Below are 20,945 nucleotides of genomic sequence, written 5' to 3'. Positions count from 1 at the left end.
GTAGGCAGGCACAATGATCTATCCTTATATTACGACATGTACTTTAAATAATTTATATATGGATACCAATCTTCCTTATTAAAACTATCAGCCCCTCTACTAAAAAAGTTCACCGTAAGTGACGGTGAACTTTTATCTAACCAGCACAACAAGACAGTTTGGATACATCTTTATCGAACGTAAGGCTGGCTAATTTCAATCCTTCAGCCATCGTAAGATAAGGTGCCATGGTTTCTTGAAGGTCATCAGCTGTTAAATTGAATTTGACGGCTAACGTAGCTGCATAAATGACATCCCCTGCATTTTCAGCAACCACATGGGCACCCATAATCTGGTTGTTTTTTTTATCCATGATCAGTTTGAAAACACCAAGTTTTTGATGGTTCACTATTGCTCTTGGAACTGATTCTAATGGAAGAACGGATGTCGTCACATCATACCCCGCTTGTTTGGCCTGGTGTTCTGTCCATCCAATTGAAGCAATTGAAGGAGTCGTAAACGTAACCGTCGGTATATGTGCCAATTTTTGTGTTTTTTTCGTTTGCTTCGATACGTTTTGTCCAACGATGCCCCCTTGGTGAGCTGCCACATAAACGAATTGAGGGCTAAGTGTTACATCACCAGCTGCATAGATATGGGGGATATTCGTCTCTAAGTAGTCATTCGTGAGTACTTCACCATGTTCCCCCAATTCTAAACCGATGTTTTCTACATGGAGTTTCTCTGTATTGGGCTTTCTTCCTGCAGCAACTAAAAGTTGATCACCTTGAATGTATTTTGGCTTGCCTTCCACTTCAATATGGACGAACTTTTGACCGTTATTCTCCTCGACTTTTTTATAAACAACATCTTTTATTAATGTAATACCTTCTTCTTTTAACATATTTTCAACGGTCTCAGAGATCTCTGGATCATAATGTTTCAAGATATTCGAACTGCGTTGCAAGAGTGTAACTTCAGCGCCTAAGTGGCGATACATCTGTCCTAATTCTAGAGCAATGTAACCGGACCCTATAATAACCAGATGCTTAGGTACTTCTTTCAACTCTAAAGCAAGCGTGCTTGTAAGAAAGTTAGTCCCTTTCAATCCGGGAATGTCCGGAATGAAAGGAGAGGCACCTGTGGCAATTAAAAAGGTTTTAGCTGTTAAATCTCTTCCCTCGACGGAAACGGTGTGTGAATCACGGAAGTAAGCTTCCCCTTTAATGAGATCGAACCCGTATTCCTGAATAAGATCTTCGTACTTCTCTTTACGTAATTGTTGAACCAATTGCTCTTTTTGGTTCTGTAGTCCCTTCATATCTGGTTGGTCTGCCGACGTGTTTAAACCTTCGAATAGGTGTTGTTCGGTTTGAAATTGAATGTGTCCAGCTTGAAGAAGGGTTTTAGAAGGTACGCATCCGATATTTACACACGTCCCCCCAACTTCCCCCTTCTCTACCATAGCTACACGTAATCCATTTTCAGTAGCTTGGATTGCCGCTGAAAAGGCGGCTCCACCAGAACCAATAATTAAAAAATCATAATCATAAGTTTCATCTGTTGAATCTTTTTCATCATCCGAAGATATACGAAACATTTCCCTTGGTTGATACCTTGTCTTTTGTAGTTCTTTCCGTATATCCTCTTCCTTGTATACATCTCGTAGTTGAAATTCAGCCTTTCCTTCTTGATAATTCACACGAACATTTTCAGCGCCATTTTTTTGTAGCATATGTCGCACATGATCTTCACAGGCATTACATGTCATTCCTTTTACTACCAGTTTAATATTTCTCATGTTTTCCTCCTTTATCAATGTTAAGAACAGCAGTCTTTGGATGATGTTCGTTTTCTTCTTTTATAAGCTCCTACTGCAATTAACATAAAACCAATCAAAAACGGAATGAGAACGTAATCCAAATATCCAATCCACGCTCCTAAACCAACCAATCCTAATAAAACAACTAATAAAGGCGTTACACAGCAAAGAAGAGTTACAAAGAATCCGATTAAGCTTCCGATAAACCATTTATTCTCTCTCATACATCCCCCACCTCTGTTCCTCCACCTTCAATCACGTTTTCTATGATAGGGCAAGTATAAAGATCTTTTTCGTTGGGACAATACGCCTTCAAATCATTCAAAACTTTTTGAATATGTTGTAATTCTCTAATTTTCCTTTCTACATTCTGTTGCTTCTCTGAAACGAATTGATACATATCTTGACAACGGTCAGCATCTTTGTCGACCACTCCTAACAATTTGTGTATTTCATTCAGAGTAAAACCAAGATCCTGCATTTTTTTGATAAATTTAACCCGTTTTATCGTAGACTCTCCGTAAATACGATAACCAGAGTTATTCCGAAACGGCTTTCGAATTAAAGATTTACGTTCATAATAACGGATAGTTTCTTTATTCACATCACATATCTTAGCTAATTCGCTAATTTTAATTTCCAAAGAAATCACCTCACTATATACTATAAACCCTGTACTATAGTACAGGGTCAAGCGATAAAAATATTTGGATAATAATCTTAATTTTACTTAATTGATTTTCTCTCATTTATTCTTTATATAGAAATAAGCTAAAACTATATTTTTTGAATAATCCTACTTTATCTCTAATTCAAGTCCTCCACAATCTGCCCCAATAAAAAAGCGAAACCTATGTGGTCTCGCTCTCGATTAGCCTTGCTCAACTATATTTCAAACCAGTTATTTTGAACAGCCTTCTGATACCAATAAAAGCTTTCCTTCTTCGTACGTTCAAACGTACGGTAGTTCACATGAATAATGCCGAATCGTTTGCTATACCCTTCTGCCCATTCAAAGTTATCCAGAAGTGACCAAAGGATATACCCTTTAATCGGAACACCTGATTTAATCGCGCGATGAAGTGCGGTTAAATGCTGCTTCAAATAATCAATTCTTTCCTCATCATTCACAACGCCATCTTCTATCTCATGATTATAACAAGCGCCATTTTCCGTGATATAGATTGGAACATCGCCATATTTTTGCTGAAGATGTGTTAGTAATTTATAAAACCCATCAGCATAAACGGGCCAGCCAATGTCAGTCTTTTGATAATCAACCCAAATCGGCTCTACTTCAAACATTCCATTTCCCTCTTTATATCGGGCCACACTACCTGAATAATAGTTGATTCCCATGAAATCAATCGGTTGAGAGATTAACTCCATGTCTCCATCTTCTATGTGTAGATAACCATTATGTTTTGCGAAAATATCTTGAAGTAATTGAGGATATTCTCCTTTGAAGACTGGATCCATAAACCACTCGATCTTCCATTGCATATCTCGTTCACATGCATCAATGTCTTCTTGCTGTTGGCTATAAGGTTCTAGCCAGTCCGCATTTGGTGCATACCCAATTTCTCCATCTGGTACGATTTCACGAAACGCTTTTACGGATTTCCCATGAGCTAATAATAAATGGTGAGATACATTAATGGAAGCTTGTAGGTCCTGCTTCCCTGGAGCATGTATGCCTAAATAGTTTGATAGAAAAGAGGCACACCAAGGTTCATTAATCGTGATCCATTTCTTAACGACATTACCGAACTCTTTGAACATAGCTACTGCATATTCTTTAAAAGCATCTGTCGTACTGCGGACCTCCCAACCACCATGTTCTTGCAAGGTTTGCGGTAGATCCCAATGATATAGAGTAATAATCGGCTCGATGTCATGATCTAATAACTCTTGAATCAAGTTTCGATAATACTTTACACCTTCTGGATTTAACTCACCTGTTCCTTTAGGCATGACTCTTGGCCAGGAGATCGAGAATCGATATACATCTACCCCTAAATCATTTAAGTATTGAACATCTTCTTCATAACGGTGATAACTATCACAAGCTTCGTCCCCATTATCACCATTTTTTACATTGCCGGGTGTGTGTGAAAAGGTATCCCAAATAGAAGGTGCTCTGCCGTCTTTATTGGCTGCCCCTTCAATTTGATACGCAGCTGTTGCAGCTCCCCATTTTAAATCCCGCGGAAACTCTATTGTTGTCATATTTCTACCTCCGTAACGATCAAATATTGTTTCTCTATGTGCGTCATATACTTATTTAATGGAACCTTCTGTAATACTTGAAATAAACAATCTGTTAAACATAAGAAAAATAACAATTAAAGGAATAGTTGCCCAGAATACGCCTGATAAAAGCATTCCAAAATCTACATTATAAGCATTGTTTAAAGAAGCAAGAGCAACCTGTAATGTATAGGATTCTGGACTTCTTAACACAGTAAATTGCCAGAGGAACTCTCCCCATACTAGCGTGAAGACGATAATTCCTAATGTCGCAAATGCTGGCTTAATAATCGGCAATACGATACTTCGATAGATTCTAAAATTCGAACATCCGTCTAATTTTGCAGCTTCAATCAGTTCATCTGGAACAGATTGAGACACATATTGGCGCATCAAAAAGATTCCCAATGGATTTAAGAGATACAGAATTCCAGCTCCGAATAATGTATCTAACCATCCTAGCTTTGAAACAAGATAGTATTGAGGAATCAATCCCAGCTGTGGCGGGATAACCATCGTAAGTAAAATTAAGATAAATAAAACATTCTTCCCTGGAAAGTGGAATTTTGCAAATGCAAAACCAGCTAGTGAACTAATCAGTAAAACGACCAGCGTTACACTCGTACAGAGGAGAATCGTATTCCACATCGATTGAAAGAATGGAATCGAATCTAGCACCTTTTGAAAGTTTTCTACAAGTTTTGTACCAGGGATCAGCGCTGGTGGAATAGAGTTATAGGCTTCACTTGGTCTCGTAGCCATAACAAACATCCAGTAAAACGGGAACAATGAAAAAAGAGATGCGAAGATTAACACTGCATAAATAGGAATGGTCCCTAATGAAAACTTCTTCTTATGATCTTTTCGCATTTTTCAACCCACCCTTTTTTCGTTTAGATCCTGACGTTAACCACGTGTTTAAAGAAGCAACGATCACGATAATAATCAGCAATAAAACAGCTGTCGCAGATGCTGTACCAAAGGAATTTAAGGTAAAGGCATCTCTGTATAAATACATCACGACTGTCATCGCTTCATCTCTTGAAAAGGCCGATGATCCTAAGAAAACTGTTGGCTCAGCGAAGAGCTGCATCGCTCCAACTGTAGACATAAATACAGTTAAAAGTATGAAAGGCTTTAATAAAGGTATTGTAATGTGGAAGAATTGTTGCACTTTGTTTGCCCCATCAATTGTCGCTGCTTCATATAAGTCTTTCGGGATACTTTGTAGACCAGCTAAATAAATAATCGTATTGTAGCCAACCCATCTCCAAAAAACCATAAGAGAAATCGCTATTTTCGCTCCCCATTCGGAGGTTTTCCAATTGACCGGATCAATGCCAAACCAGCCAATGACATAGTTAGCTAACGCAGCTTCATTGCTACTGAAGAAGACACCAAACACCAAAGCTACAGCAACCATTGAGGTGATATAAGGCATAAAGATGCTTACTCGAAAAAAGTTTGTAAACTTAATGACGGCCATGTTTAAGAAGTAAGCTAATACAATTCCGACTAATAACTGAGGTGCAGTACCAAGGATCCCCATAATAAATGTGTTATACAATGACTTCCAAAAAAGGGGATCTTGTAAGACTAGGGAGAAGTTTTGCCATCCGACAAATTGCATATCACCAAAGCCATTCCACTTCTGGAAAGCCAGTACAATACTGAATACGGCAGGATATAATCCAATTACTGCGAAAACGATGAAAAAAGGAGCTATGTACAGATACCCTGAGACCATATCTTTTTTCTTCTCAGATAATTTTTTCCCTTTTGGTGTGTTGGTTTCTTGTTTCGCTCGGGTAAGTTCCATCCGCTGAACCTCCTATCAATAAGGGCTAGATAGCACTCGCCATCCAGCCCCTGTTTAAAAACTATCTCTTCAGAACATCCTTGATACGTTTTACAGCAGCATCCCATTCTTTCTCCGGATCTCCACCGTCGCGCACATTTTGAAGAGCTGTTAACATTTCATTGTTAACCGTTACATATTTTGGACCCTTATAAACAGCTGGAATGTCTTGTGCTGCTTCAGCAAAAATTTCTGCAGTATTTTGTCCACCAAAATATTCATCTGAATTCTGTTTGAACTCTTCCTTCTCGTACACTGAAGGAGCTGAAGGGAATAGACCACTATCCACAAACGATTTCAATTGATTCTCAGGACTTACAAGCCATTTTGCGAACTTGTATGCTTCTTTACTCTGTTTCGTTTCGTTAGGGATTGCGATATAGGAGCCACCCCAGTTTCCTGCAAATTGATCAGGAAGTGTCGTAACACGCCATTTGCCTTTTGCTTCTTTCGCATTCTCGGTCATGTACCCTTTCAACCATGCAGGAGCCATCTCAACAGCAAATTGACCTTTATTTAATGCATTTGCCCATTCAGGTGTCCACATTTCATATTCGCCAACATAACCTTCTTGATGTAACTCAACTGCAAAATCGTATGCGTCTTTAACTTTGTTGTCTTCTTCTTCGATTAGTAGATCACCATCACGGTTAAAATAACTAACCTTTAAAGCATCCATATTTGCACGAAACGCCATCTCCATGCTGTCTACCATAGGCTTGCCCGTCTCCGCTAACACTGTAGAAGCTGCTTCCTTGAATTCAGCTGGAGTTGAAATCATTTCACTCACTTGATCTGGCTCTGTTGGTAAACCAGCATCTTCGAACACTTCTGTGTGATAGTACATCGCTTTAGGTCCAATGTCCGTCGGTAGTCCAAATAGGAAATCTCCTGAACCATTTTCTGCGATATTCCATTTCCAATCTAAGTATTTGTCTTGTACTTCTTCTGCACCTAAGTCATATAAATTTGTAAAGCGACTTTGAGCTTCACGGAATCGATCCAATTGATCAATTTCAATCATCGTTAAGTCAGGTGCACCAGTTCCAGAGGAAATAGCTGTAAATAAGCTATTATGATGATCCCCTAGTTCTGATTTACGTACATTAATCGTCACGTTTGGGTTGTCTTTCTGATATTCTTCTGCTAAATCTTCATAGTTCGTTGCTCCAAATACCCAAAAATCCAGTTCAACCTTCTCTCCGCCGCCTTCTCCTGTAGCTTCCTCTTCACTACAACCAAATAGAAGCACACTAAAGCTCAGAAGCAAAGCAAATAACACATACATTTTCTTCATCCTGTTTCCTCCCCTAAAATAAATTCTCATAGCTTTAAGAATCATAGATTAAAACAAAGATGCCTTACGAAACCGGTTTCTATTTCTTTAAAAGAAGCACCGGTTCCATTTTCGAAACCGGTTTCTTTTTTAACTTATTTTGATTATAAATTTTTATGTATCCGTTTTCAATAGTTTTTTTCAAAAAAAGAAACCGATTTCGATATTGGTAAATTAAGAATGTGTAAGTATGCAAAATTGTACAAAGTGAATCAGATGCATTAGAACGTTACACTACTTTCTCTACTTAATTTTCACTAGCTATGACTTCTCCATCTGAATAAAGAGCTTATTATATTCTCTAAATCTTAAATAAAATAAAGGGCCTAGCAATAAGAAGAGCACAAGTAAAGGTTGTTAGGTTAAAACACTCACTATCCAAACCCCACTATTAATTCAATGAATCTAAATGCTTTCTATCATTCAAAAAATGGATAACTCGATCTCTCTCCGTAATCTCAACTAAATGCATTCCCGTATCCCAAGTCTTAAACCAATAGTCTTTTGTTATAGGATTCTTAAGAAAAGACTGTAGAATATTATTAATCACTCTACCGTGAGCAACTATGGCTACACGATTTTGAGTTGAAGTAGCAATGATTTTAGAGAAGATCATTTCAATTCTCATTCTAAATTCAATAAACGACTCGCCATCTTGGACTCTCTCATGAGGATGCTCTGGCAATGGGAGTTTTTTAGCTTCTTCAAAATCAACACCTGCAAAGACTCCATTGTTGAACTCTCTTAAGTCAGCTTCCTTGTTCACTTCACATCCAGTATGTTCAGCAAGGTAGGATGCTGTTTCCCTCGCCCTCTTTAACGTACTCGACCATATGATATCTCGTGGAAACTCAGAGCTTACTCTATGAGCCATAGCCCTTGCTTGCTGATGTCCTAAATCAGTTAGGGAAAAGTCAGCTCTACCCTCATGAACGTTTAGGAGGTCCGCTTCTGATTCACCATGTCGGATTAGTAAAATTTCCACATAATCACTCCTATACTTGAAGCTATAACAACTAATAAAAATCCAATCCCTTTAAGCTTGAGATTGAATTTTGAAATCTTCACTTGTATTTCGCTGTCGTTTTTAAAATCATTTTCTATATTTTTACGCCACTTCAACACTACAATTGCAATGTTCTTAGAAAATACAAATAAAATAAACCCAACTACGCTAAGCACTTGTAACATAAATACATCCCTACCTCATCCCAAATAAGCGTCAAAATCTAAAATCTCAACCTCCACTGGAATACTTTTGACCGTTTTGACTGTAGAAATCTGAAGGGCCTTTAGATAGTCAACCCAAAGATCCCCCTTAATACCACTTTCTTTCAGACGCTCCATTGTATCAGGGCCTAATACCTCCTGATCAACCTGGTACCAGCCACTAGTCAGCATTAAGACCGATTGATATCGCTTTAGTTTTTCAGTTGAAAGTTGTTTCGCTTCTTTTAACTCATACGCCATATTTTTAAAGTAACTAGCTATGTCCTTAGCAACCATTGATGTCTCACTGCCGATACTTAAATTGTCACGTTCACCAACCCGATCGAATTCATGAGCCATTCCTTCATATTTCCAGGTTAGCTCATGAATTCTAGTAAACTCGCTACTAAGAGTAGAGGCTTGCTCTGGGGTAATCACCTTTGTTGAAGTTACTTCTTCCATCACATTCATTGCTTTTTTACTAGAATGGGTTACTTGCCATAACTCATCACTCATCATGTAATTGGTTATATAGTCTTCATACTGTCTTTTTTCTTGCCAGTTGTACCCACCCCATACCATTAATGTGAGAATGACTATAAGCACGAGGCCGGATTTCATGTTTATGTTTTTATAAAGCATTTCTTTCATAACGTTACTCCTTATCTCACCAAAACATCGATATAAGTAGTGATAAAGCCTCTGTACTCCCCTTTAAGATCATTCGGTAAGCTATCTAGGTTAAAATATTTTACTTCTAAGGATTCTGTTTCATCGATTTCAATCTCACCTGAAATATCATATGAAACATAAACTGCCGTAACAGAGTATAACTCATCCCCATTGGCTACTTTTAAATAATAGTCTTCGCCAGAAAATACACCTAATAATGTTAGGTCTCCAATGTTCAGTCCCGTTTCTTCTTTCACTTCTCTTCTTGCTGTATCCTCAAGGCTTTCTCCCAATTCCATGAGGCCACCGGGTAACCCCCAGCCCCCATCTGTTCGATGTTGTAAAAGGATTTGATTGTGTTCATTCATCATAATGACGACGGCTCCTGGAAGGATTAACGGTTTATGTCCTACATAACGTCTTAAATCTTGTACATAATTCATCTGACTCCCCCTAGTTTTCTGCGGTTATGTAATTCATCACGTCTTGTATGTAATGCTCGATCTGCTGATCTGTTTTAACAAGTAAACACTCGTAGTTTGTATCAAGATGATAGACATCGATATCTAATTTTTCACCTAGCCTTCTTGCAAAAGTGGACTTCCCTACTCTAGCTGAAGCTCCCATTACCATAATGCGTTTCAACAGAATCCCCCCTTCTCCTGTTATTTTACTTCTACAACCACCTGACCAAAGTACTCATCACCCAAATAGACAAGCAACGCCCATTTCCCCTCTTCTGTTAGCTTCATGTTGGAAGGCGCATGAGCATCTGCCCATTATTTGGACCTCCAGGAGCATTGTAATTCCATACATAATCCTTCCCTGTTAAAAGTACAGGGGCGATATCCTGACTTCCTTTTTTAATCCCAACTACCGTTAAGTCTCCTTTGGGAAGGTCTCCCAAAAATGCCACATATATTTTTGAGGTTGGTTTTCGATGAAAGGAGCATCAATAAATCCTAGTTTGTTTGGAACACCTCTGATAGTATAGATTCCAGCTTCGAAGGTCTCACTTAGCTGCCAATCTATGTTTATCGATCCTCTTATCACTAATTTCTACAGGCAACTTTTGAGTAGTTTTTTCTCTATCTATTGAAGGTTCCCCAGCATTGTTACAAGCACCTAGTACAACTAAAGTCATGAACAAAAGAATTTTCTGTAGGGTTTCATATTGTTCCTCCTTGCAGTTTATAAACGAATACGCCCCATCACAATCGTGTTATAGTAATTTCCATCTGATAAAAGCTTATCTTTCTTCAATACACCTTCAACTTCAAACCCGTATTTTTTATAAAGTTTGATAGCTGATTTATTGGTTTCTAGGACACTCAATGAGATTTTTTCAATGCCGCTAGCGTCTGCCCAGCTAATTGATTCTTTTAACAGATTAGTCCCTATTCCATAACCCCAATAATCTTGTAAAACACAGACTCCAAATTCCACTTTATGGGCCGTTCTTTTTAGGGAAGCCCCTTCACATCTCGAAAAACCTACAATATTATGATCAACTGCTGCCAATATAAATAAATTACGCTCATGTTCTCTATCACTTTTGATAAGCTGTTTAAAGCCCGCTTCATCAATATAAGCTTCCCCTTTTTCACGGTCCATGTTTTCTGTTTCACCGTCGATCTGTAACCTTAGCTGGGATAACTGGTTCGCGTCTTCTTCTTTTGCAGCCCTTATCGAGTACCTTACATTATGGATGTTAAATTCTTTTGGATTCACTCATCGCCACTACTTTCTTTCAATTTCTTTTATCATTTCTCCATTGGTATCATAAAGCTTGTAGGATATATTTTTGATCTCCGTTAACTCCCTATTAAGAGGAATGACAAAAATATTATGTTCATTAATATTCTCTTCTTTTTGCTCACTTACCTGTTCATTTTCATAGGTATAGCTGTAGGTTACTGTTATTTTTTCAGCATTCTTAAGTTTCTGTACGGTCCCAAAGAAATATAATTGATTTGTCTCTGGATGAGTAAAATAATGATAATTAAATGGATCAGCTCTGTTTATGTAAAAGCTAGTCTCTCCGTTTCCTTCCTCGAACTTGTATGTTCCGTTCTCCATTTCATAAAAACACATAACCACATTGTTCTTATACTGGAACACAGCGGTCTGATTCTTATCATTTTGGTATAGTAGAGATTCTTCACCGTCACTATAAACACTTAGTGCTTCCTCAAGTGAGGGATAATAACCCTTTGCTGTATTACATCCACTTAAACCAAACACGAATACGAAGAGAAGATACATCGTTTGCTTTTTCATAGATTCGGGCTTCCTCCTCCCAATTATAGAATTTGTGAACACCTTAATTCCCCTGCTTTTGATAAAACTCTAAAAGTCGAGAATACGTTTCCTCTGTGCCGTTTGAAATCCTATATATTCTCTTTCCCTTATTCTCCTCAAAATCTCCAATCCAACCTGACCCGTCTTTAATGATTTCGATCATAAAACCGTTATTAGGCCCCTCTAAAGAATCCTTATGTAACAAAAAGAACTCTAAGGATTTACTATTTTGGCGTTTCTTATCAAATTTATCTAGAAATGATCTTAATTCGGCTCCTTTTGATACCCTTTTTATTTTCAGGTTATCTACTAAATGGATGAATTTCTTCACATCTTCTTTTTTACTTGTGCGAGATCGTTCTGAAGAAAAATTCTTGTTATCTATGAGAGTTATACTCATAAGTGAAACCGGTGGCGCTTCGTCTAATAACATATTCATCTGTTTCGTAGGAGGCGCTTGATTCTCACATCCTGTGAAAAGTACGATCATGATGATCAATGAAATGATATTTGTTTTTAGCATTTAAAAACCTCTCTAAATATGTAAATTCTTCCTTCTGTCCATGATACCATAATTTTTCCATTTATCCCCCACCTTTTTCCAAAGCTAGATATATGCGCTTCCATATAACATTTGATAGACTTAAAATAAACAAACTTTACCACACTACTATCCTAAGGAGGGTTCCCATATGATTGAACAGTTACAAACCATAGAACAAATTCAAACTGCCCTAAATAAAGGCGAAGTTACATCTAAAGATCTAACCATGATGTATCTTGACCGTATCGCCAAATATGATCAAGCAGGGTCCAACATTAACTCGATTCTGGAAGTGAATCCAGATGCCTTACATATAGCAGAATCATTGGATGTTGAACGTCAGCGCGATGGACGTCGTGGACCGCTTCACGGTGTTCCTATTGTTGTAAAAGATAACATCGATACTGGAGATAAAATGCACACAACAGCAGGATCCATCGCTTTAGAGCATAACTATGCTGATGAGGATGCTTTTCTTGTGAAAAAGCTTCGCGAAGCAGGAGCAGTCATTTTAGGTAAGGCGAATTTAACAGAATGGGCTAACTTTATGACGATCGGTATGCCGAATGGCTACAGTTCACATGGTGGTCAAGTGTTGAATCCATATGGACCTGGAGAGTTTGATGTCGGTGGATCTAGTTCAGGTTCAGCCGCCTCTGTCGCTTGTGGTTTTGTTGCAGGTGCAATTGGTACCGAAACAAGTGGTTCTATTTTAAGTCCGGCAAGCAGCAACTCTGTTGTAGGATTGAAGCCTACAGTGGGGTTAATTAGCCGAACAGGTATTATTCCAATCGCCCATAGCCAAGACACAGCTGGACCGATCACTCGTACCGTGACAGACTCGGCGATTTTGTTAGGGGAACTTGTTGGTTTGGATGAAAAAGATCCTGCTACTGGAATGAGCCAGGGGAAATTCTATAAAGGCTATACTACATTTCTCGATCAGGACGGCTTGCAAGGAGCTCGTATAGGAATCGATCGTCAGTTTTTATCGGAGTTGAATGAAGAGGAATTATCACTCATAGAACAAGCTATGGAAGATATGAAGGCTCAAGGTGCAGAAATCATTGAGGTTAGCTTACCTACTGAAGAACGTGATTCAAGCGTGTTGTTCCATGAGTTTAAGAATGGCTTAAATGCTTATCTGTCAAAGTGCTCAGATGAAACACATGCCCGTACACTATCTAAATTGATTCAGTATAATGAAAACAATGAAAGCGTCGCACTTAAATATGGACAAAAATTATTAACGATGTCTGAAAAGAAAAGTGGTCGCTTAAATGACCCTGAGTACATCTCAGACCGATTGGCAGATATCGAGTATTCCCAAAAGAATGGCATTGATAAGATTCTTGAAGAACATCAGTTAGATGCTCTGTTATCAGCCAATAACTTAGGAGCAGCTATGCCAGCGATGGCGGGGTATCCTTCCATTACAGTTCCTGCTGGTTATACACCTTCTGAAGGTAAGCCTGTTGGAGTGACCCTTACGAGTACAGCTTTTGACGAGGCAAAATTGATTACGTTGGGTTATGCTTACGAGCAAACAAGAAGTGTTACTTGGCATGCTCCGCAGTTGACGGAGTAGTTTTTTTAAAAACAAAAGCGAGGCTCTTCATTAAAAGAGTCTCGCCTTCTAGGCATTAATTATTATTCTTAAAACGGGCAACTCGTTCCAGGGCTATATGAAGACTGCTAAATGTATCCACGTGTTTCATACTGATCCCTAAATTGGTCATTGTTTGGCTAATATCAGGGCGAATCCCACTGATTACAGCACGAATCCCAATCACTTTTAAAGCATCAATTACTTTAAAGATCTGGTGAGCTACCATCGTATCAATGACGTGCACACCTGATAAATCGATGACAATGGTCTCTAAATTTTGTTTATCACCTTGTTCCAAGGCATTATTCAATAATGTCTGTGCACGTTTCGTATCGATTTCTCCAATGAGTGGAATGACACCAAGATCATTTGTTATCTTAACAAGCGGTACAGACAATTCATTTATCGAATACTGCGCTTTTTTTATGTTATCTTGATATTCTTCCATATAAGATTGACTAACTAGGTGAACGGCTCGATCTACAACTTGATTAAATTTAGAAAAAAGATAATAAAAATCATCAAGCAACAAACCTTGAACTTTTGCTTCTTCTTTAATAATATCACCTATTAGGTTTCGATAATGGCTAATTTCTTGAAGGGCAATATCCAAAGGTAGTCCTAGTTCAACCAATTTTCCAGAGACATTTCGCCCCCATTTTTCCAGTTCTTCACTTGAAGCATCTGGTCCTAATAGAATCGAATTGGCATACACTTCGATCAAACGATAACGCCATGGCATCAAATCGTTGATGATTCTCTCCCCTTCTTCCTTATGAGAAGGCAATTGATGAACTAATTCTTCTTTTTGATCAAGGATGTAATCTGTAATAGGCTGCAAATGGTCTAGTTTTGACGAAGACATAATACTCTCCCAAAATAATAATTTTTAGTTAGGATTATTCTATCAAATGTTACGGAAAGATGCCACACAAGATACCCCTAACCCTAAACCATTCATCACAAAACACGCTTTATGTTAGGATGGAAATCAACTACTCTATTTAAAGAAAGGAATAGTCTCATGCCACCACATGTAACTGTTAAAGGCAAGATTGTTGACCAAGAAACTCGCTGCGAACATTACCATAAACAAGAGGATATTATTGCTATAAAATTTTATTGCTGTGATACCTATTACCCTTGCTATAAATGCCACGAAGAGTGTGCAGATCATGACATTCAACGCTGGCCTCGTGATCGTTTTGATGAAAAGGCCATTTTATGTGGAGTGTGCAAACATGAATTAACAATTAACGAATACTTGAAATCCAGCTACACATGCCCTAATTGTCAGTCGACATTTAATGAAGGTTGTGCGAGACACTACTCTATTTATTTCGAGGGATAGGCTCATGTTGAGGTGGGTGCCATACCCCTCTATGATCGCCATTTACAGAATAGATCTCTCCACTTTTCTCGAGATTAGGCTCTTCCAAAATGTCTACCACAAACCTAGCGACATCTTCAGGCGCCCCTACCTCCCAATAAGATGCTAGCTCCTCCCCTCGTTCTTTTGCTTTTTGTTCCGCCTTTTCAATGTGAGGGCGTGTCATATCTGTGAGGGCTGCTGGTGCAATGGCATTCACTTGGATGCGGTCTTTTTTCAACTCAGCTGCTAGTGTCCAGGTCATTCCTACTAACCCTGCTTTCGCTGCACTATAGTTGACCTGTCCGATATTTCCTGTGAGTCCAGCCGAGGATGTCATATTTAAAAGCATGCCGCCCTCTCCTTGCTCACGTAGTTTTTGGATGAAGGGTAATGTGCACTGAAACGCTCCATTGACATGAACATCCAGAACGTCCTTAAAGTCTTCAACGTTCATTTTGTAGGACATGCGATCTCGAACGTTACCAGCGTTGTTTATGAGGCAAGTGACACGTCCAAACGTTTGAACGGCTTTGTCTACAAGGTTTTGCCCCGTATTTTCATCTGTAACGGAACCTGACACCCCCACAACAAATCCACCATTTGACTCAATCTCATTCATGACATCTTCAACCGCTTCTTGTGACCGACCATTTACGACCACCGCTGCTCCCTCTTCTGCTAATGCTTTTGCGATGCTTCGGCCAATTCCTTTTGTTGAGCCCGTTATAATGACGACCTCACCCTGAAGCTTTTTCATCTTGCCACCCTTTCACGATCATTTTTCCTTTTATCACTGTTTCTTCTCGTTGATTTATGCCTCTGACTTTGATCTCTGCTTGTCCTTGATCAACATCTAATATCTGCCCTTGCACAATAAGGGAATCGCCAATCATGACTGGCATTATAAAAGATACATAGTAAGAGGTTATTTGAAAGTTTGACGAGAGCCATCTAGCCACGAGCTTTCCTCCTAGCGCCATGGACCACATACCGTGAGCGATCGGTTGATCAAATCCAGCTTCTTGGGCAGCGTTTTTGTCTAGGTGAATAGAGGCATAATCTCCTGAACCTTCCGCATAGTTGGATATGTGCTCAGCTGTGATTTCCGGAATATCTATCGATGGAAAGTGGTCCCCTTTTTTGAAATCTCTCATTAAACCCCCTCCTTCTTAAACAAAATCAATGTGGTGAACACTTCAGCATGGAGTTCCTCTTGAGAATAAAGATTCAACGTGTGTTCAAGAAAGATCATCGTTCCTTTTGAGCCCGTTTTTTCATAAACATCGTTTAATATGAGTTGACCTTGATAGGTATGGTTACAGATTAAAGGATGATGGTATTCAAAACCTTGTTTACCGTGAATAAGAGGTTCACTCACTTCTTTGAGCCAAGGGATTGAAAAATAGTGCCAGAATGTCACAGGCATAGTAACGGGAAGTGGAAGGTCTTCAAACCCTTGCTCTCTTGCTTTCTCCTCATCAAAATAGATGAGATTCTCCTCAATAACCCCTTTTGCAAAACGTCTCACTTCATCTCTTGTTATGGTTATGGGAATCCGATCGGTTTGTGCGTCTTTCCACTTTTCCATCACGAGTCTGTCCCTTCAAAAAGAACGGCTAATCCTAGTCCCCCACCAATTCCAAGTGTAGCTAATCCACGTTTTAATTTCTTCGCTTTCATTTCTGCCGCTAATCGTGTCACTAATATCGCCCCTGATGCCCCATATGGATGACCCAGTGCTAACGCACCACCGGAAAGGTTCACTTTTCCTATAGGAATCGACAGACCTTTAAGTGACGCAATGACTTGTGATGCGAAGGCTTCATTAAATTCAACCACATCCAAATCGCCTACTGAAATGTTCTGCCTTTGAAAAAGCTTTTGCACGGCGGGGATTGGGCCGACTCCTAAATAATTTGGGTCGACTCCCACACATGTAGCATCTTTAAAGGTTAACACTGGTGATAACCCTAGAGAGTGAGCTTTTTCTTTAGACATGACGAGTACGAGCGAAGCACCGTCATTAATAGGACAGGCGTTTCCTGCCGTAACAGTTCCTCCCTCTCGAAAAACAGGAGGAAGCTTTGCTAATTTTTCCTTAGATGTATTCCAGCGTACACACTCATCTTCTACCATTCCATTTACAGACACAATTTCTTCTAAAAACGTCCCTTGCTGGATGGCGTTCATCGCTTTTCGATGACTGCTCAATGCGTACTCATCTTGAGCTTCACGAGAAATTTCATAGTGTTCAGCAACATTCTCTGCTGCTTCTCCCATTTCTGGGTCGCCGATTTCTTCAGGCGAGAATCGTGCTCTTGTAAAAAGTGTCGGCCCTTGAGGATGGTAGAGATTTGATGGTTTCTCGATTTTCCATGGCGCTAAGCTAGAGCTTTCTACACCTCCAGCTAAATAGACCTCTCCCGCTCCGGCTTGAATAGATCGGGCGGCCATTTGAATGGCTTCTAATCCAGATCCGCACTGGCGATCAACGGTCACGCCTGGGATTGACATCGGAAGTCCCGCTTCAAGCGCACTTAATCGTGCCAAGTTCCCTCCTGGTCCTGTTGCATTTCCGAGGATCACATCATCAATCTCATTTGGGTCGATATTCGTTTCTTCGATAATGTTATGAACGAGGGGGCTAACAAGCTTTTCTGGCGGTACGTCTTTAAACATGCCACCAACTTTTCCGACAGCTGTACGTTTTGCAATTACAATTACGGCTTCGTTCACAGGAGACACTCCTTCACGATTGAATAGGTGTTAAGGTTTTGAGCATTTCTTTCACTTTTTTTCGTGCAACTTTACCACTGCTAGTATGCGGGAGTTGATCAACCACATAGTATTCTTTCGGGCATTTGTAGGAAGGGAGGAAACGCTTGCCATGTTGGTGGAGTGATTCTTTTTCCATGTTTTGATGTGCAGTGAAAACTGCTACAACTTTTTCGCCCCAGTACGTATCCTCTACACCAAGAACAGCGATTTCCTCAATTTGTGGTAATTCAGCAAAGACTTGCTCCACTTCCTCGGGATAAATGTTTAAGCCACCACTTATAATCATATTGTGTTTTCGCCCTATGATGGTGAGATATCCTCCTTCATCAATGGTTGCCAGGTCGCCGATCGTAACCCAACCGTTATTAAAAACATTGGCGGTTTCTTCTGGACGGTTCAAATAGCCGTTGAACACCCATGGGCTTTTGACATAGAGCTCACCGATTTCATTCGGCTTAGCTAGGCTGCCATCTGATTTTTTTACTTGCAGTTCAACATTCGGAAAAGTACGCCCGACCGTTTCCCCTTTTTGTTCATGTTCATGAGGCATGAGATAGGTCACAAAACTTAATTCTGAAGCGCCAAAAAACTCGATCATTTCGGCATTTGGGAAAAGCTTCGGGACTCTTTCTTTTGATTCCTTTTTCCACTTTGCACCGGAGGAAATGATTTTTCTCAGGCTTGGGACTTCTTCATCGCTCGTTTGTATAAGGGATTCAAAAATCGTTGGAACGATGTACAGTACTGAAATCTGGTGCTCCTTCATTTTTTGCAAAACAGCTTGAGGAGTAAAGCTTTTGCAAACGTTTAGTGTTGCGCCCATATGCAGGGCCTGAACCGCTGCGAACAAAAAGTGAGAGTGTACGAGAGGGCCAGGAGATAAAATATAGTCCTTGGGCTGGAGCTCAAAAACGTGTTGGCAATCCTCGAAGCATGCAAACCATGATTGGTGTGTACGCATGAACCCTTTTGGTGTTCCCGTTGTGCCTGATGTGTAGCCTATATAAAAGATATCCTGCTCGTTGCCGGATTGAGGTTTTGTATCTTCTGGCTCTAGTTGAATGAAATCCTCCATTGTGATTACTGGCCAACTTTCATGATCAGGCATTTTTGATTGAAGGGTTTTATGAACAATGATGAGATCCGGATCACAATCTTGGAGTACCATCGAGAATTGGTGACCACTCCATTTTGGGTCTAAAGGGATCGCAATGCCCCCGCTTGCGCTAACGGCGAAGAACATTTTTAAAAAGTCGATGCCGTTTTCGAGGAGAATGGCTACGCGTTTGCCTTTTACGTCTGATAGTTGATGGGATAATTGCTTTTGATGTGTGGTGATGTGTTTAGCAAGTTTTCCATATGTAATGTGTTCGGTATCGCTTATGATAGCTGTTTTTTCTGAATCTTGATGCATGATGTTTCCGATCACGGGCCGAAACCTCCTAAAGATTCTATTAAACTTCATGATAGCAAAGGGGCCAGATCAATGAAATGATCAGACCCCTTTTATATTAAGCTGCTGTTCTTTGATTTTTTGGTTTTTCAATGATCGGATAAGCTCGGTGAACAGATTTTGCAATTATTGATGCAAGAACAACTTTCACGAGATCCCCTGGGATATAGATTAGTGCACTAACTGCAGCACCTGTCCAAGGTGTGTTGGTAATAAAGGATAAATACGTAATCCCGATTGCATAAACAACAAGGATACCGCCCACAACTGTAAAGGTAATCAGTAAGCCAATGTTCAAGCGATGATAGAATTTTTCTACAAGATAGCCAATGACAAATGCAGCGAGTGGCCAGCTTAAAATATATCCTCCAGAAGGACCAAGGAATACGCCGAAACCGCCACGTCCTCCAGATAATAACGGAACTCCAAATGCTACGAGTAGCACAAAAATAGTTAGGGCAAGTGCTCCTCTACGTGCGCCTAATAAAGCACCAGCTAGCATAACTCCAAGCGTCTGAGCTGTGATGGGTACTGGTGTGAATGGTGTAACGATAGGAGGCAACAAACCTAAAGCCCCTACTATGGATGCGAATAATGCTGAGTAAATCATCGTCCGTAAAGCCACAATCTCATCTCCTACTAAATATTTTGATAGATTTAGGATAGAAGATGTTCATCTATATTGTCAACCTTGTTTACGATCAGGTTAACAATTTTATTAGCCTGTTAACCTGGTTTAATGGAATAAAAAATCTAGTAAACCTTTTGCGGCTTACTAGACCTTGGCACCTTCACTTATTTATGATACTTCGACACTAATTCGATGTTCTTCCTCACTAATTCTTCTTACTTCATCACTTCTCTCGCTTGCTTCTTCACTTATCCAGCACTCTTCAACACTAATCAAGCTATCTTCAACACTAATCAAGCTAACTTCCACACTTTCCTCGCTCGATCCTTCACTATTTCACGATCCCCCACACGCATCACAAAATCTGAGACAAAAACGCCTTCGTCCGCTCGTGCTTCGGATTTTCAAACACCTCATTCGGCTCACCCATCTCAACGATCTCGCCATGATCAAACAACACGATTCGATCCGCCACTTCACGCGCAAAGCTCATCTCATGCGTCACGACAACCATGGTCATACCTGATCGGGCCAAGGTTTTCATAACATCTAAAACCTCTTTAATCATCTCCGGATCTAGGGCTGATGTCGGTTCATCAAACAGCATGATCTTCGGCTGCATAGCTAAAGCACGAGCAATGGCCACACGTTGCTGTTGTCCGCCAGAGAGCTGCCCTGGGTATTTGTGAGCTTGCTCTGGGATCCCAACTCTCTCCAGTAATTCAAAAGCGATTTTTTCAGCTTTATCCTTTTTCCATTTTCTCACCCATATTGGTGCGAGCATAACGTTTCTCAAAATCGTCATATGCGGGAAAAGGTTAAACTGCTGGAACACCATGCCCGTTTCTTTTCGGATCGCTTCAATATTCGCCACATCATTGGATAGGTTAATACCATCGATGTGGATTTCGCCTTTTTGAAATTCCTCCAAGGCATTGAGCGTGCGGATAAACGTAGATTTTCCCGATCCTGATGGGCCCAGCACTACGACCACTTCACCTTGTTTTACACTAAGGTCTACATCTTTTAATACATGAAGATTACCGAACCATTTATTTAATCCTTTAACTTCTATCATATCATCCCTATTTTCAAGAAGTTTCGCTTGATTTTCCCTGGACATGTTTTCTT

General features: G+C 39.8%; 26 protein-coding genes and 1 pseudogene. 2 read left to right on the top strand and 25 right to left on the bottom strand.

Annotated elements, in window-relative coordinates; translation table 11 throughout:
• Positions 1–136: 136 nt before the first annotated feature.
• The 16 genes and pseudogenes from merA to GS400_RS05575 all read right to left on the bottom strand — a co-directional run bounded on the left by merA (position 137) and on the right by GS400_RS05575 (position 11,950).
• Positions 137–1,780 (bottom strand): mercury(II) reductase, encoded by a 1,644-nt coding sequence (gene merA / locus GS400_RS05650; protein WP_160099826.1) that lies wholly within the window; start codon positions 1,778–1,780, stop codon positions 137–139.
• Positions 1,781–1,800: 20 nt separating this feature from the next.
• Complete coding sequence (merF, locus tag GS400_RS05645) at positions 1,801–2,025, bottom strand: mercury resistance system transport protein MerF (RefSeq protein ID WP_160099824.1); 225 nt, start codon at positions 2,023–2,025, stop codon at positions 1,801–1,803.
• Positions 2,022–2,444: a mercury resistance transcriptional regulator MerR gene (gene merR, locus GS400_RS05640; protein ID WP_160099822.1), complete on the bottom strand. Its 423-nt coding sequence runs from the start codon at positions 2,442–2,444 to the stop codon at positions 2,022–2,024. Before merR ends, merF begins: the two co-directional genes overlap by 4 nt.
• A gap of 242 nt (positions 2,445–2,686) precedes the next feature.
• Positions 2,687–4,030 carry a GH1 family beta-glucosidase gene (locus GS400_RS05635; protein ID WP_160099820.1) on the bottom strand — a complete coding sequence of 448 codons (1,344 nt, stop codon included), beginning with the start codon at positions 4,028–4,030 and terminating at the stop codon, positions 2,687–2,689.
• Positions 4,031–4,081: 51 nt separating this feature from the next.
• The gene (locus tag GS400_RS05630) at positions 4,082–4,921 is read right to left on the bottom strand and encodes a carbohydrate ABC transporter permease (protein ID WP_160099818.1); all 840 of its coding nucleotides are present in this window, start codon (positions 4,919–4,921) and stop codon (positions 4,082–4,084) included.
• Positions 4,905–5,870: a carbohydrate ABC transporter permease gene (locus GS400_RS05625; RefSeq protein WP_160099816.1), complete on the bottom strand. Its 966-nt coding sequence runs from the start codon at positions 5,868–5,870 to the stop codon at positions 4,905–4,907. Before GS400_RS05625 ends, GS400_RS05630 begins: the two co-directional genes overlap by 17 nt.
• A gap of 61 nt (positions 5,871–5,931) precedes the next feature.
• Positions 5,932–7,206, bottom strand: a complete 1,275-nt coding sequence (locus GS400_RS05620; RefSeq protein ID WP_160099814.1) for an ABC transporter substrate-binding protein — start codon at positions 7,204–7,206, stop codon at positions 5,932–5,934.
• Between the two features lie 430 nt (positions 7,207–7,636).
• Complete coding sequence (locus GS400_RS05615; RefSeq protein ID WP_160099812.1) at positions 7,637–8,230, bottom strand: histidine phosphatase family protein; 594 nt, start codon at positions 8,228–8,230, stop codon at positions 7,637–7,639.
• Positions 8,215–8,436, bottom strand: a complete 222-nt coding sequence (locus tag GS400_RS05610; protein ID WP_160099810.1) for a hypothetical protein — start codon at positions 8,434–8,436, stop codon at positions 8,215–8,217. The genes GS400_RS05615 and GS400_RS05610 overlap by 16 nt, the downstream gene beginning before the upstream one ends.
• A gap of 15 nt (positions 8,437–8,451) precedes the next feature.
• Complete coding sequence (locus tag GS400_RS05605) at positions 8,452–9,105, bottom strand: hypothetical protein (protein WP_160099808.1); 654 nt, start codon at positions 9,103–9,105, stop codon at positions 8,452–8,454.
• Between the two features lie 11 nt (positions 9,106–9,116).
• Positions 9,117–9,569, bottom strand: coding sequence for an NUDIX hydrolase (locus GS400_RS05600; protein WP_160099806.1), 453 nt, complete (start codon positions 9,567–9,569; stop codon positions 9,117–9,119).
• Positions 9,570–9,660: 91 nt separating this feature from the next.
• Positions 9,661–9,771: pseudogene (locus GS400_RS05595) on the bottom strand (topology modulation protein); the annotation flags it as partial.
• Between the two features lie 103 nt (positions 9,772–9,874).
• Positions 9,875–10,033, bottom strand: coding sequence for a hypothetical protein (locus GS400_RS05590; protein WP_160099804.1), 159 nt, complete (start codon positions 10,031–10,033; stop codon positions 9,875–9,877).
• Positions 10,034–10,317: 284 nt separating this feature from the next.
• Entirely contained in the window at positions 10,318–10,857 is a 540-nt protein-coding gene (locus tag GS400_RS05585; protein WP_160099802.1) for a GNAT family N-acetyltransferase, read from the bottom strand.
• A gap of 9 nt (positions 10,858–10,866) precedes the next feature.
• A complete protein-coding gene (locus tag GS400_RS05580) occupies positions 10,867–11,406 on the bottom strand; it encodes a hypothetical protein (RefSeq protein WP_160099800.1) in 540 nt (179 codons plus the stop codon).
• 43 nt (positions 11,407–11,449) lie between these two features.
• Positions 11,450–11,950, bottom strand: coding sequence for a hypothetical protein (locus GS400_RS05575; RefSeq protein ID WP_160099798.1), 501 nt, complete (start codon positions 11,948–11,950; stop codon positions 11,450–11,452).
• Positions 11,951–12,119: 169 nt separating this feature from the next.
• On the opposite strand from GS400_RS05575, the gene GS400_RS05570 reads away from it, so the two are divergent.
• A complete protein-coding gene (locus GS400_RS05570; RefSeq protein WP_160099796.1) occupies positions 12,120–13,559 on the top strand; it encodes an amidase family protein in 1,440 nt (479 codons plus the stop codon).
• Between the two features lie 55 nt (positions 13,560–13,614).
• Here the strand turns inward: GS400_RS05570 and GS400_RS05565 are convergent, their stop codons facing one another.
• The gene (locus GS400_RS05565) at positions 13,615–14,445 is read right to left on the bottom strand and encodes an STAS domain-containing protein (RefSeq protein ID WP_160099794.1); all 831 of its coding nucleotides are present in this window, start codon (positions 14,443–14,445) and stop codon (positions 13,615–13,617) included.
• A 159-nt stretch (positions 14,446–14,604) separates the two neighbouring features.
• Between GS400_RS05565 and GS400_RS05560 the strand changes: the two genes are divergently transcribed.
• Positions 14,605–14,931 (top strand): CHY zinc finger protein, encoded by a 327-nt coding sequence (locus GS400_RS05560; RefSeq protein WP_160099792.1) that lies wholly within the window; start codon positions 14,605–14,607, stop codon positions 14,929–14,931.
• On the opposite strand, the gene GS400_RS05555 is transcribed toward GS400_RS05560, so the two are convergent.
• From GS400_RS05555 to GS400_RS05525, 8 genes are all read right to left on the bottom strand, one after another.
• Positions 14,912–15,709 (bottom strand): SDR family NAD(P)-dependent oxidoreductase, encoded by a 798-nt coding sequence (locus GS400_RS05555; RefSeq protein ID WP_160099790.1) that lies wholly within the window; start codon positions 15,707–15,709, stop codon positions 14,912–14,914. The two genes, GS400_RS05560 and GS400_RS05555, sit on opposite strands and share 20 nt — an antisense overlap.
• A complete protein-coding gene (locus tag GS400_RS05550; RefSeq protein ID WP_160099788.1) occupies positions 15,690–16,106 on the bottom strand; it encodes a MaoC family dehydratase in 417 nt (138 codons plus the stop codon). Before GS400_RS05550 ends, GS400_RS05555 begins: the two co-directional genes overlap by 20 nt.
• Positions 16,106–16,540, bottom strand: coding sequence for an FAS1-like dehydratase domain-containing protein (locus tag GS400_RS05545; RefSeq protein WP_160099786.1), 435 nt, complete (start codon positions 16,538–16,540; stop codon positions 16,106–16,108). The genes GS400_RS05550 and GS400_RS05545 overlap by 1 nt, the downstream gene beginning before the upstream one ends.
• Entirely contained in the window at positions 16,540–17,688 is a 1,149-nt protein-coding gene (locus tag GS400_RS05540; protein WP_160099784.1) for a thiolase family protein, read from the bottom strand. The genes GS400_RS05545 and GS400_RS05540 overlap by 1 nt, the downstream gene beginning before the upstream one ends.
• 13 nt (positions 17,689–17,701) lie before the next feature.
• Complete coding sequence (locus GS400_RS05535; RefSeq protein ID WP_160099782.1) at positions 17,702–19,159, bottom strand: AMP-binding protein; 1,458 nt, start codon at positions 19,157–19,159, stop codon at positions 17,702–17,704.
• 82 nt (positions 19,160–19,241) lie between these two features.
• The gene (locus tag GS400_RS05530; RefSeq protein ID WP_160099780.1) at positions 19,242–19,808 is read right to left on the bottom strand and encodes a biotin transporter BioY; all 567 of its coding nucleotides are present in this window, start codon (positions 19,806–19,808) and stop codon (positions 19,242–19,244) included.
• 174 nt (positions 19,809–19,982) lie between these two features.
• Positions 19,983–20,111 carry a hypothetical protein gene (locus GS400_RS20300; RefSeq protein WP_255454163.1) on the bottom strand — a complete coding sequence of 43 codons (129 nt, stop codon included), beginning with the start codon at positions 20,109–20,111 and terminating at the stop codon, positions 19,983–19,985.
• A 58-nt stretch (positions 20,112–20,169) separates the two neighbouring features.
• Complete coding sequence (locus tag GS400_RS05525; protein ID WP_201450156.1) at positions 20,170–20,892, bottom strand: amino acid ABC transporter ATP-binding protein; 723 nt, start codon at positions 20,890–20,892, stop codon at positions 20,170–20,172.
• Positions 20,893–20,945: the final 53 nt, after the last annotated feature.

Source organism: Pontibacillus sp. HMF3514 (assembly GCF_009858175.1).
Lineage (GTDB): Bacteria > Bacillota > Bacilli > Bacillales > BH030062 > Pontibacillus.
This window is presented reverse-complemented; position numbering and strand designations above follow the sequence as displayed.